Source organism: Lactobacillus sp. B3795, assembly GCF_026535805.1.
In the GTDB taxonomy this organism is placed as follows: Bacteria; Bacillota; Bacilli; order Lactobacillales; family Lactobacillaceae; genus Apilactobacillus; species Apilactobacillus kunkeei_C.
In genome coordinates, this window is record NZ_JAFNPE010000014.1 from 22834 (window position 1) to 35890 (window position 13057).

Here is a 13057-nt window from a genome sequence, read left to right on the forward strand (position 1 = left end):
CTATTTTTAAGAACAATACAATTGTACACTACATTTCCCCCTTTTTAAACATTTTTTTAGGTACTACTGAAAAATTACTCTATCAAGTATAGAAAATATATCTATTAAAGGCTTAATACTATGCATGTTTCCCGAACATTAAAATAGATTTGACTTTCTTTCATTAATGTTTCATAATACTTGATAATTTTAATCAAAATCAAATTAACGTTGGGGTGGAAAAATGCAAACAATCGATTTACTTGTTCAAAATGGAAAAGTTTTAAACGTATTTACAAACAGCTTCGAAATTAATGATATTTTCATTAACAATGGCAAGATTATTGCTGTCGGCAATCATCCAGAGTTAAAAGCTAAGGAAATTATCGACGCTAACAATCAATTTGTCGTTCCTGGTTTTATTGATTCACACGTTCACATCGAAAGTTCACTAGTCACTCCATCTGAATTGGGTAAGGTGTTAGTACCCATGGGTGTCACTTCTATCGTCGTCGATCCACACGAAATCGCAAACGTTTCTGGTGCCGACGGGATTAAATACATGATTGAAGATGCCAAACAAACTCCACTGGAAGTATTAGTGATGTTACCTTCATCTGTTCCCGCTACCAGTTTCGAACATAACGGTGCGACTTTGACCGCGAAAGACTTGCACCCACTATATAATGAAGAATCCGTAATCGGTTTAGCCGAAGTAATGGATTACCCAGCCGTACATAATAAGGATAAAGACATGATGGCAAAGCTAAAGGATGCCCTAGACCACGGGTATCAAATCGACGGTCACGGTGCCGGATTATCCTTGGAACAACTTAAGGAATATCGTGAAAACGGCATTACTACCGACCACGAATCAGTCAGTTTAGAACAAATGAACGACAGACTTGCTGCCGACATGAATGTCTTCTTAAGAGAAGGAACCGTCGAAAGAGATTTACAAAACACCATTCAAGCAGTTACTGAAGAAAATTCCGATCGTTTTTCATTCTGTACTGATGACAAGTTCATCACTACCATCATTAGAGAAGGTAGTATTAACTTCAATATTAAGTTAGCGATTCAATACGGACTAAAACCCGAAACTGCATACAAGATGGCCAGCTACAACGCTGCTGTTGCTCACAAACTAGATAAATTAGGCGCCATCAAGGAAGACTACCAAGCAGATTTAGTCATCGTCGATCACCTAGACCAAGTCGACGTTAAGACCGTCATCAAAAACGGTAAGGTCATGACCGAAGAAAGTTTTAACACCACTCCAATTGAATTTGACGAAAACTGCGTCCACCAAAACCTATCAGTTGATGATTTAAAACTACCTTTAAACTCAAATAAATGCCACGTAATGGGTGTAATCGCAAATCACATTGAAACTACCCACTCCATCCAAGAAGTTCCGATAGAAGATGGTTATTTCAAAACTGATTTAAAAAACGATGTCCTATTAATGGTCGACGCGGAACGTCATCATCAACTAGGCACCTATGGCTTGGCATTGGTTCATGGTTTCAACATCAAAAACGGTGCCATTGCCACTACTGTCGCCCATGATTCTCACAACATCGTCGCTGTCGGAACTACCAAGGAAGCCATCTACCGCGCAATTCAAGAGGTTACCGCCACTAAGGGTGGAATTGCCGTTGTCGATGAAGAAAAAACTTTAGCTACCATGCCACTACCGGTTGCTGGATTAATGTCTGATAAGTCATGGCAAAAAGCCAGCCACGAACTAGAAGAAATTGAGGCAGCGTTTAAAGAAATTAGTGATGGTGTCGATTTCGACCCATTCATCACTCTATCATTCTTAACACTACCCGTAATTCCAACATTAAAACTAACCGACCAAGGTCTATATGACTTTGATCAACAAAAAATCATCAGTGTAGAAGCTGAATAAAACAAAAAAAGCTTATCCCGCTAAGGATAAGCTTTTTTAGTGCAATATAATAATAGTCTAAATAATAATTACCATCGAGAATGCTTTTATTATAAGGAATGAAAAGTATTACGATTTTGGGATAAATCTGCGTGACGGAGATGCATCACCGATTGCTTGAATTCTCGAAATAACTACCAATTGCTTTTTTTGACCATTACGTCTTAATAAAAGAATTGCTACTTAAATACATCTTTAAATGCAGCATCTAAATACTAGAGAAGGTTCAACAACTTTTAAAACGAAATTCATACGAAACTGTCATTATCAAAGCTTACGTGTACGTTATGAAACATAACTTAATAAATGATTGGGGGAATTGACTGATCTGTGTGTCTACCATCACACAGAACAATACATAATCATATGAATCAGAAATAATAAATAATAGCTAAACACTATGTGTCCTAATGGATTAACCTCAATCAATAAAAGGAGCAATGCTAATGGTTAAAAGCATCACAATGATCCTACCAAATCATTGCTGCTAGATATCCATCACAAAGTTATTGATGAGAAATAGTCTCTCAAGTTAGACTATTTACTCCGATTAAGAAGTAATCAACGAAAAGTGCATTATTTAGATTGCTTAAATTGTCTTAGGTTTACGTATTTGACATACAAACCATAACAATATGCATTTACGATATAAACAATATAGATAACATATTGATTCATCATCCAACTGCCATTCGTCCACCGAATTTTTTCATCGCGCGTCTTAGAAAAAATAAGAATGGCAATCGAATCAAGATATTAAATATAGAGCTTATAAAGATGTAAACTCCACAAAAGTGATCATTTGCATGCATCACCTGAGGAACAATTTTGTATTGTAGCACTGCTTTTACATAATTTGTAGTTATAATTCAGTTAAGTTTCAATTAATGATTAGAGGGTTAAAACATTGCAATATCGCCTTTTATCATTTTACTCTTAGTTTTAATTTTTCGTCTTGTACGGCATAATCACAGAAAACATAATGGATGAACTTAGTGTTAGCTAATAGTAAGAAGATTGCATCGTGCATGACGCAATTCCTCCTTTTCCGTTATAAATATAAATAGTTTTTAATTATCATTTTTATCTTTTCTAAAATTATTCACATTTTAAGCACAAAAAAAGAGCGAATTTTTTTCGCTCTTTTTATAGAAAGTGGACATGATAAGCTGAAACAAATTGAGTGTAAGCTAAAATCAAGGCCAAAATTCCAGTCGCAATCTTGATGAATTTAACGGGTAGCACACGCACAATCTTTGGTCCGATGTATCCACCAATGAAAAAGCCAATTCCTAATGGTAGAACTAGGATCCACACAACGTGTGAGAAAAGTGAATAGTAGACGGTTGCCACGATGTTTGCAGCTCCCATCGCTACATTTCTAATTGCGTTACTTACAGTGTATTCATTATATGTAGTTCTAGTTAGTAGGACTAATAATAAAATTCCTGATGCAGCGCCAAAATATCCGCTGTATGCACCAATTAAATATGTAAGGACAATGATGGCGATATTCTTTAGCCAAGTCCATGGCGTATCTTTTTTGGCTGCAGGATTAAAGTTCAATGCACCCTCTGTATTTTCGTTAACTTCTTTCTTGTCTGGAAGCAAAATCATTAAACCACCAAAGGCAATAAAGAATGGCACGATATGGGTAAAACTAGATGATGGTAGTGCAGTTAGCAAGATGGCCCCTGTAATTCCACCAAAGAAGATGATAACCATAATCTTGAATAGTTCCTTCCAGTGACCTCTAAGTTCACGGGTGGAAGAAATACATGATCCAACGGCATTAAACATTAGTGACGCCTTGTTAACCACGTTTGCGGAAACAGCTGGTAGTCCAGCAAAGTATAGCAATGCGGGATATGATACTAGTGATGATAGACCAGTAACTGTTCCCAAGATTCCTGCCACAATCCCAACAGGAATAAACAATAAAATAATCCAAATACTTACACCTAAAATAGTAATGACTTCTCATCTCTTTTTCTACTAAAATAAAATCATAATTTCATATTAACATTTTTCGAATAAAAGAAAAGGATAAAAAAAGCACCTACCGTTATAAATAACAATAGGTGCCAAAATTTCATCTTTAGAAGAAGTAGAATAAGTGAATACCGTATGCTGACACGAATTGAGTGTAAGCTAGGTATAGCGCTAAAATACCAGTAACGATCTTGATTAACTTAACTGGTAATACACGAACCATCTTAGGTCCAACGTAACCACCAATTAGGAAACCAATACCTAGAGGAATAGCTAGTGCCCAGTAAATGTGGGTGCTACCGTGTTGACCATACTTGAATGAGTATAAGATAGTACCAATAACGTTAGCTGAACCCATGGCAACGTTTCTGATAGCGTTGTAAACAGGGAATGGATCTTTACTTGTTCTTGATAGAACAGCTAATAGGATAACACCAGCAGCAGCACCGAAGTAACTACCGTAGATACCAATAGCGAAGAATAAAACAATCATTCCGAAGTCAACAAGCATTTTCTTTGAGCCAACAGTGTCTTCTTCAACTACCTTAGCAGTAGGTGCCTTAGTAGTGTCCTTGCTTGGTAATAAGATACCAATACCAGCAGCTGCAATAAATACAGGTACTGCGTATTCAAAGTCCTTTGATGGTAAGAATGTTAGTAAAATAACACCAACGATACCACCGAAGAAGATGATAGTCATAACTTTGAATAGTTCCTTCCAGTGTCCATCTAATTCGCGCTTGGATGAAATACCAGAACTTACTACGTTAAATAGTAATGCGGAAGTGTTAGTAATGTTTGCTGAAATTGGGTTTAAAGCACCCCAATATAATAGCGCTGGGTATGAGGCAAGTGAAGCTAGTCCAGTTACTGTACTTAAGATACCGGCAACGATACCAACTGGAATGAATAATAGCAATGTCCATACACTAAAACCAAAAATAGTGATAATGAAAAACTCCTTTTATTTATCAATTTAAAATCCAATATATAAATTTATACATCTTATTTAGATTAAATACAACCCCTTAAAAACGCCAAAACGCTGACAATGTCCAGCATGTCAGCGTTTTCATAACTTAAAATTTTTTCAAATTATTGCGTGTTATTGATTGATTTTCAATTGAGAAGTACTTTCCGTCAACTTAATGGTTCCAGTCTTTAGCTTTCCATCACGGTAATACTTGATACTTACTGTTGATCCAAGTTTTTGACTGTATAGAATGTTCTTCACTTCATCTTGGCTAGAAATCTTCTTACCAGCAAGTTCAACAATCACGTCGTATTTCTTCAATCCGGCGTTTTCAGCAGGACTGTTCTTAGTAACTGTGTAAACCACTACCCCGTTTTCAACGGATGATGGTAGTTTTAGGATTGATTTTTGTTGGCTAACGGCAATGTTAGTTAAGTCAACATATTGAATTCCAAGGGCTGGACGTTCAATCTTTCCGTTCTTAACTAGTTGGTTGATAATCTTAACCACTTCATTACTTGGAATAGCGAAACCAATTCCTTCAACACTGGTACCTTCACTATCAGAAGCTAATTTCATTGAGTTAATTCCGATAACTTGACCAGCTAAGTTAATCAATGGACCACCTGAGTTACCAGGGTTGATTGCAGTATCAGTTTGGATAACTGTGGCGGTGTTACCTGTTGCTTGACCATTTGAACCAGTCAATGGCACTTCACGTTTCTTAGCAGAAATGATTCCTTGAGTTAGTGAAGAAGCGTAGGCAGAACCTAGTGGTGAACCAATTGCTAGAGAGGTTTCACCAACCTTAATGTTGTCAGAGTTACCAAATGAAGCGACTGATTTGATCATGCTTCCGTTAATCTTCAATACGGCTAAGTCGGTCACACTATCAGTACCAACAACCTTGGCTTCTAGTTGTTTACCATTGCTTAATAGCACTTGAATTGCTGAAGCTCCGGAAACAACGTGGTTGTTAGTTACGATGTATGCGGCGTTACCGCTCTTCTTATAAATCACACCAGAACCTTCACTGTTAGCTTCTAGTTTGCTAGAACTCTTACCTAGCATTGAATCAAATGAGCTTGAACTAGTCGATTTTAGGTTGATTACAGAAACAACTGAATTCTTAACAGCTTGGTATGCTTTTTCTGATTGTGATTGCACGTTAACTTTTAAATTTGATGTTGAGGCTGTGCCCCCGGCGTTAGAACCTGCAGGTACGGCAACGTCGACACCTGTGCTTTGCAACAAGCTCGCACCACCGTATGCGATTCCTCCACCCAATAGTCCAGCCACTAAGGCAATTAATCCTGTTTTTAAGACAAATCGGTCACTTTTTTTCATAAGGTTTTCCCCCTATCAATTTTATTAATCTTATTATATTAAATAATCTTAAATCAAACTAAAGTGTAAATAATTTAGATGCCTTTTCAACATCGGTATCCAATAAATCAAAATCGGTGCCTACACCAAAATCGTTTTCTTCTAACATGGATGCGACAGTTAGATGGGCTAATTCCTTCACGTTGTTGTGATGGCTTCTGTGCCCGATAAATATGCGTTTTGTGTCATATCCGATACATTCCATTAGTGAGTTAGCACCATCTTCGTTAGATAAATGGCCCTCATCACTCATGATACGTTGCTTCAATGACCATGGGTATTCCCCACTTCTAAGCATTTCAACGTCGTGGTTACATTCCAAAACATAGGCATTGGCGTTATTGATAACACCAAAGATGTGATCTGAAATGTATCCGGTATCGGTTAGGACAACGAAGCTCTTATTGTGATGATGAAAATCGTAGAATTGTGCTTGCGCAGCATCATGAGAAACGGCAAAACTTTCGATATCGATGTCACCAAAGTTCATTACCATGTTTGGTGGGAAGATATTCTTTTGTTCGTTTGGAATTTCTCCGATGGTTTCATGCATTGCATCCCATGTTGGTTGGTTTGCGTAGACGTTGATTTGTGGGTAACGTCTGGCCAATACACCGACCGCCTTACTATGGTCGGTATGTTCATGGGAAACCAACAACATGTCGACATCCTTCATTGAACGGTTAATTGACTTCATCAATCTTTCGATTCTGACACCGCTCAAACCAGCGTCTAGCAGTATTTTATGTTGATTAGTTTCAATGTAGGTTACATTGCCCCCACTTCCACTGGATAAAACACTAATTTTCATATCGTCTGCTTCGTTGTTCATTTTGATCCTCTTTCTAAAATTCTAATTCGATTGGGTAGCCGATTGAGTCGAGCTACTGCCGTCCAAGATGGCACCGTTAAAGGCATTGATTCTCTTAGCTACTACTGAAGAGGAATCTGAAGTGGTGTATCCAATTACCCAAGTTGGAATTAAAACAATATTGTTCTTAATTGATAGTAATTGGGTGTAGTACAAGCGAACCCATTTAATCTTTGAGTTATCAGGGATTTCGTTGTATTGGTATAACCATACTAAAGCCTTAGCTGGTGAAATGATGTCGGTTTTTTCACGCAAAATGCTGACATCATTCATGTAACTTTGCGTATATCCTTCTAGTAGATGGTCACTACTAATGTCGAAGGTAATCTGACCGTGTTTTGTACCATAAAGCAATCCGTCAGATGTCTTTTGTGAGTACACAATACTGTTCTTGGTAGATAAATCAGAATTGTATTCATATTCCGTCCCGTGTGAAACGAAGGTGGATTTCTTCATCAACTTGTCTAAGATATCACGGTAATCGCCGGAATATAGACCGATTGGTCGTTTGAAAGTACTTCTTAAGATGTGATTGGCGTAAGTCACCTTTTGGTTAGATAACTTATTGACGTCGTTGTTTAAAGTGTCATCGTTGACTGCGGATAAATAGTATCCGGTTTGACCACTTGTAGATAGTTTAGGTGCTACAGTGATTTGATCATTTTGCATTTGCTTAATGATTTCGGTATCACTACCTTGATTACTGTTTTCGGTTTGAAGATGTGAGTTTTCTCTGAATAAAGAGAATAAGAAGACATCAATCATCACGAAGATAATCAAGAAAATGATTTGTATCTTTTTAAAGTCCATGTAGCTTTCCTCCTATCTTATTGTGGTCCCCTTGATAACATTTGGGTGTAATTCATGTACTTACCGTTATATTTAACAAACCATGTTGGTTGTAGTGTAATCAAGATGTCAGAAGACTTGGTATTACTCCATTGGTAAGCCAACTCGATGTCTGTAATCTTGTCGGAATTGTATCCGTGATTACGTAGGCTGTTTAATAGTTCGTCGGTAGTAATTAGTTTAGTATCCTTACGTCCAGTTGGTACCGGGATTTGAAGGGTATTTAGTGAGAAGTTGTACTTCAAGGAAGTATTATCAACCAGTCTCATTTCGATTGCCCCGTAAGGAGTTTGATCGAAGATTGGGAAACCTTCAACGTAGTTTCTGTAGACAACACTTGAATTCTTAGCATCGTAATCGAAGAAACGAATGTTGGCTAAGGTATCGCTGACTAGTAGTTGGGAAATATTTTGATATGAATCCTTCAAGAATTGGGTCATATTGGTAGAAATATTACCAGGATGACTATCGTAGTAGTTAACCTCGCCATCGTTTGAAAACGACAACTGGCGGGAATTTTCGTCATTGTATACAGTTGAACTACGGTGACGTTTGACACTGATATCTTGTGAGTCTGATAGCAGTCTTGTCACGTAGTAATTTTGTGAAGTTCGATTAATCAAGTATCCATATTGAGGCATGGTAAATGATTTATAGAAATCAATAAATGGAGTGTGGCTAATCATCTTCATCTTAACGGGAATTGCTCTGACGTTATCCTCGATAACCTTTTGAATTCCCTTCACGTTAGTATCTGAGACGTGAACCTTGTAGACCTTGTAGTTGTGGTCCGAAAATAGGTAAATATCATTACTGTCGTCAAACGGAATCACAATTCGATTGATTGAAACGTTAGGTAATGATTTAAAACTCTTACTAATGTATTGGCTAACAATCTTTAGGTTCAAAGCATCCGGATAGTTTAGCATGACAGAATCATCTTTATTTAGATACTTAAGGTAACTTTCTTCATTACTCTTTACCTCTGTAAACTTAGGATCCTTATAGTTGTTCATTTGTTGGCCAATTTCGGTGGTTAAGTTAACTGATTGGTTGGTTAGAACGTATTGCTTACCAGAGTCCTTGGTTCTAATCACCTGAGTTGGTGAGTAGATTGTCGACATTGGCTTAGCATCAATCTGACTACTTTGCGTAGAAACCTTTTGACTTGAACGGTCGTAGTGAGCCGGGTTAATCAAAATGGAGGCAGAAAGGGCAAAACTAACTACAACTGCAATCGTTAATAATGCTGGTAGTATAAAATATTTAATCTTCATCCCATAAGTCCTCCTCGATTGGTTCGTATGGTAGTGAGATGTAGAAAGTAGAACCTCTATTTTCGGTACTTTCTACCCAAATCTTACCGCCAAGTGCTTCGACCACTTCTTTGGAAATTGCTAATCCAAGACCAGTTCCACCTTGAGCTCTAGAACGCGCCTTATCAACACGGTAGAAACGATCAAAAATGTGTGGAATGGAACTTCTAGGAATTCCCAAACCTTGGTCTCTAACGCTTAAGATAACGCTGTGCTTGGTCTTGTATAGTGAACAAGTAATCACTCCCCCATCAGGAGAATACTTGATGGCGTTGTTCATTAGGTTATCGATTACTTGAGTAAATCTATCAGTATCGACTTCTACCCATAGGTCTTGTTTAGTGAAATGACGTTCAATGCGGTAGTGCTTATTAGGCTTTTCGCTATTGTTGTCATCTGACTTAATAATCATGTCGAATCGGTTCAAGATATAGTTGAATAATTCAGTGATATTAACTAGTTCCTTATCAATCTTTTGGGTTCCAGAATCCATTCTAGACAAGGTTAATAGGTCGTTAATCATTCGAATCATACGGTCGGTTTCTTCTTGGGTAACCTTCAAGAAGTTAGGTGCGATTTCTGGATCCTTCCAGGCACCATCTTGTAAGGCTTCAATGTATGAGTGAACACTAGTTAATGGTGTTCTTAATTCGTGAGAAACGTTTGAAACGAATTCCTTACGGTCATTATCAATCTTTTGTTGTTCGGTAACATCGTGTAGCACACAGACTAGCCCTGATACGAAACCAGAGTCTCTTTGAATTAGTGAGAAGTGAGCGTGCAAGATTAAGTCATGATCCTTATCTGAACGGTCAATGATAGTTTCATCGGGGTTTTCGATTAAGTCACGTAGACTGTATTCTTTTCTGATATCCAAAATGTCTAAAATGGAGTTCCCGAGTGCATCTTTTTCAGTGGTTTCTAGGAAACTAGCCGCTTCATCATTCATGATGATGACGTATCCACGACGGTCAGTCGCAATAACCCCATCGGTCATGTTGGTTAGGACGGAATCCAGTCTTTGACGTTCTGATTCAGTTGATTCTTGGGATTCTTCAACCTTAACAGAAAGGTTGTTAACCGCATTGGCAAGTTGACCCAATTCATCACGTCCGTACACGTGAACTTGACCGGAGTAGTCCCCACGGGCAATTTGTAATGTTTGTTTCTTCATTTCATCAATGGGTTTAGTAATCGCCTTTGAAATAACAATGGAAATTAACAAACCAGATAGGATGGCAACCATTGCAGCAACAACGTAAATAACCGTAATTTGGTTGATTTCGTTATAAACGGTATTCAAATTAGCGTGCACGTAAACAACACCGACTAATTCGTTGTTACTACTCTTGATTAGCGGTGTGATGACAGTATAATAACGCGAGCTATCGCCCGGGTTACTAGTGATTGAGCTAGATGAACGACGGTTGATAATCGCGTTTTTAATATCGGTTCTGAAGTTTTTTTGACCAACTGAGCTTTGATCACCAACTTCGTTTGTTCCACGAATGGTGTTCTTAGCATCAACAACCTTGATTTCGGTGTAGTTATTACTATCAATATTGGAAAGCAATGACTTAATTTTCACGTTGGCCTTGGTAGTACTAGAGCTTGAAAGCTCATTAGTTAAGGTTGTGTTTACGTAAGTAGGCACCTGAACTTGTTTTTTAAATGAAGCCATATTCTTGTTTTCCAATTGGTTAACAAAAACGGCCCCAACAATTTCTAGGGTCACCAATAAGATTAGCGCAAGCACAAGCGCAATTTTAAAATGAATTGATTGAAAATACTTAATCTTACTATTCACCGCAAACTACTCCTTAGTTCTGTCGATTATTCTTGTTCTGAGTTGCGTAGGTAGTACCCTACCCCACGTCTTGTGATTAGCCAGATTGGGTGACTTGGGTTGTCTTCAACCTTTTCTCTTAAACGACGAACAGTAACATCAACTGTACGAACATCACCAAAGTAGTCGTAACCCCAAACTGTTTGTAGCAAATGTTCTCTAGTCATTACTTGACCAATGTGTTGAGCTAAGTAATGTAGTAATTCGAATTCACGGTGAGTTAATTCGATGTTTTCACCACGTTTAGTAACGGTGTATGCTTCTGGGTGAATAACAAGATCACCAATCTTGATGTCCTTGTTTTCATTATCAGAAACTTGGCCATTGTCATTGTTAGATTGACGACGCAAGTTGGCCTTAACACGGGCAACTAATTCTCTATTTGAGAATGGCTTAGTAACGTAGTCATCAGCACCTAATTCAAGTCCTAAGACCTTGTCTAGTTCTGAATCCTTGGCAGTTACCATGATAATTGGCATGTCATGTGTCTTTCTAACTTCTCTGGCCACTTCTAGACCGTCAACTTTAGGCAACATCAAATCTAGGATAATTAAATCGGGAGATTCTTCTTCAACTTTTTGAAGTGCTTCTTCCCCGTCGTATGCGACTACAACGTCATATCCTTCTTTTTCTAAATTAAATTTTTCAATATCTGTGATCGGTTTTTCATCATCTACAACTAAAATTTTTGCCATAATATTCTATCTCCTTAACAGGAATTGATTTGTTATTTGTTCATGTAAATGTTAACGAAATACTATCACTTCAAGGATAGTTATACTTTTATCTATTTTTAAACCGTTAACTTACTACATTATAACACGCTTGGACTTTTGTTTTCTAAACGTAATGTTCTTGCAATGAAGATTTAAAGTACGACATTTTTCAAAAATTAGGGGTTGTCAAAATAATAATTATCATGCTATTATAAATATCGTTGATTTGAGGCAAGGAATTGATAAACATCTTGTTAATTAATTTTAAAAAAGGTGTTGCAATCCTTACTCCAACATGGTATTATAGTTTTTGTTGGTTGATAGCCAAAAGATAAATATTTTGGGCAGTTAGCTCAGCTGGCAGAGCAACGGACTCTTAATCCGTGGGTCCAGGGTTCGATCCCCTGACTGCCCATAACTGATAAAAAGACATCGCTTAGGCGATGTCTTTTTTTGTTGTTTCTTACAAATAAAAAAGCATCCCGATTTATTTCAGGATGCTTTTTCTATAGGATCATTAAGAATATTAATAAGTTCCAAATCATGTGCATGATAATTGGCGCGATGATTCCGTTTGATTTATTTCTGGCCAAACCAATAAAAATGGCCACAATCGCATGTGTGATAATGATAAATGGGTTGAATAGTGAATGAGCCAATCCAAAGAATAGTGATGAAATGATTATCGCTGTGGTTAGGTTAGTTGTCTTTTTAACGTATGTGAAGATTAAACCTCTAAAGTAGAATTCTTCGACAATTGGCGCCAAAATCACACTAATGATAATGAAGAAGTATTGGAGTCTAACGTCTGTAAAACTAGTCATGTGCACCAGTTTTTGATAAATCGTCCCGTTAGGCGTACCACTCATCAACATTAATAAAACAACGACCACAATCATTTCAATGGTATAAACTATCAGTTTTTTGGAAAAATGACTATCCTTAAACAATCTGATGAATTTTTCTTTGATCAACCATCTGTATAGAATGATTGTTACCCCAATGACAACTACAATGGCGAAAATAACTTGGAAGATTAACGCTAGAAAGTTGCCGCCGCGAAAAGAATTAAGCGGGTAAGAAATAAATCCCACAAATGGTGACAGAATCAATAATCCGAATAAAATTAATACTCGTTTTAAAATTGTCATAACCGTTTGTCCACGTAGCGT

The 13057-nt window shown here is 37.4% G+C and carries 10 protein-coding genes and 1 tRNA gene; 2 read left to right on the forward strand and 9 right to left on the reverse strand.

Going from position 1 to position 13057, the window contains the following annotated elements; translation table 11 throughout:
• The first annotated feature begins 223 nt into the window (after positions 1-223).
• The gene (gene ade / locus J3U50_RS05470) at positions 224-1897 is read left to right on the forward strand and encodes an adenine deaminase (protein WP_301945750.1); all 1674 of its coding nucleotides are present in this window, start codon (positions 224-226) and stop codon (positions 1895-1897) included.
• Positions 1898-3082: 1185 nt separating this feature from the next.
• Here the strand turns inward: ade and J3U50_RS05475 are convergent.
• From J3U50_RS05475 to yycF, 8 genes are all read right to left on the reverse strand, one after another.
• Positions 3083-3874 carry a sulfite exporter TauE/SafE family protein gene (locus tag J3U50_RS05475; protein ID WP_053791280.1) on the reverse strand — a complete coding sequence of 264 codons (792 nt, stop codon included), beginning with the start codon at positions 3872-3874 and terminating at the stop codon, positions 3083-3085.
• A gap of 160 nt (positions 3875-4034) precedes the next feature.
• Positions 4035-4847: a sulfite exporter TauE/SafE family protein gene (locus J3U50_RS05480; protein ID WP_053791279.1), complete on the reverse strand. Its 813-nt coding sequence runs from the start codon at positions 4845-4847 to the stop codon at positions 4035-4037.
• A 186-nt stretch (positions 4848-5033) separates the two neighbouring features.
• Positions 5034-6248 (reverse strand): S1C family serine protease, encoded by a 1215-nt coding sequence (locus J3U50_RS05485; RefSeq protein ID WP_054607721.1) that lies wholly within the window; start codon positions 6246-6248, stop codon positions 5034-5036.
• A 58-nt stretch (positions 6249-6306) separates the two neighbouring features.
• Positions 6307-7119 carry an MBL fold metallo-hydrolase gene (locus J3U50_RS05490; protein ID WP_041152640.1) on the reverse strand — a complete coding sequence of 271 codons (813 nt, stop codon included), beginning with the start codon at positions 7117-7119 and terminating at the stop codon, positions 6307-6309.
• 21 nt (positions 7120-7140) lie between these two features.
• On the reverse strand, positions 7141-7968 hold the full coding sequence (locus J3U50_RS05495; RefSeq protein WP_054607720.1) for a two-component system regulatory protein YycI: 828 nt from the start codon (positions 7966-7968) through the stop codon (positions 7141-7143).
• A 17-nt stretch (positions 7969-7985) separates the two neighbouring features.
• Positions 7986-9284, reverse strand: a complete 1299-nt coding sequence (yycH, locus tag J3U50_RS05500; RefSeq protein WP_054607719.1) for a YycH family regulatory protein — start codon at positions 9282-9284, stop codon at positions 7986-7988.
• Positions 9274-11130, reverse strand: a complete 1857-nt coding sequence (gene walK, locus J3U50_RS05505; RefSeq protein WP_301945751.1) for a cell wall metabolism sensor histidine kinase WalK — start codon at positions 11128-11130, stop codon at positions 9274-9276. The genes yycH and walK overlap by 11 nt, the downstream gene beginning before the upstream one ends.
• A gap of 26 nt (positions 11131-11156) precedes the next feature.
• Complete coding sequence (gene yycF, locus J3U50_RS05510; protein WP_171823637.1) at positions 11157-11867, reverse strand: response regulator YycF; 711 nt, start codon at positions 11865-11867, stop codon at positions 11157-11159.
• A gap of 360 nt (positions 11868-12227) precedes the next feature.
• Between yycF and J3U50_RS05515 the strand changes: the two genes are divergently transcribed.
• Positions 12228-12300, forward strand: a tRNA-Lys gene (locus tag J3U50_RS05515).
• Positions 12301-12391: 91 nt separating this feature from the next.
• On the opposite strand, the gene J3U50_RS05520 is transcribed toward J3U50_RS05515, so the two are convergent.
• Positions 12392-13036, reverse strand: a complete 645-nt coding sequence (locus J3U50_RS05520; protein ID WP_301945752.1) for a CPBP family intramembrane glutamic endopeptidase — start codon at positions 13034-13036, stop codon at positions 12392-12394.
• Positions 13037-13057: the final 21 nt, after the last annotated feature.

Bases quoted from the DNA above. Each gene is read 5' to 3' on its own strand.
- J3U50_RS05490 (WP_041152640.1), bottom strand. From the start codon at position 7,119: ATGAACAACGAAGCAGACGATATGAAAATTAGTGTTTTATCCAGTGGA.
- yycH (WP_054607719.1), bottom strand. From the start codon at position 9,284: ATGAAGATTAAATATTTTATACTACCAGCATTATTAACGATTGCAGTT.
- J3U50_RS05520 (WP_301945752.1), bottom strand. From the start codon at position 13,036: ATGACAATTTTAAAACGAGTATTAATTTTATTCGGATTATTGATTCTG.
- J3U50_RS05485 (WP_054607721.1), bottom strand. From the start codon at position 6,248: ATGAAAAAAAGTGACCGATTTGTCTTAAAAACAGGATTAATTGCCTTA.
- J3U50_RS05495 (WP_054607720.1), bottom strand. From the start codon at position 7,968: ATGGACTTTAAAAAGATACAAATCATTTTCTTGATTATCTTCGTGATG.
- ade (WP_301945750.1), top strand. From the start codon at position 224: ATGCAAACAATCGATTTACTTGTTCAAAATGGAAAAGTTTTAAACGTA.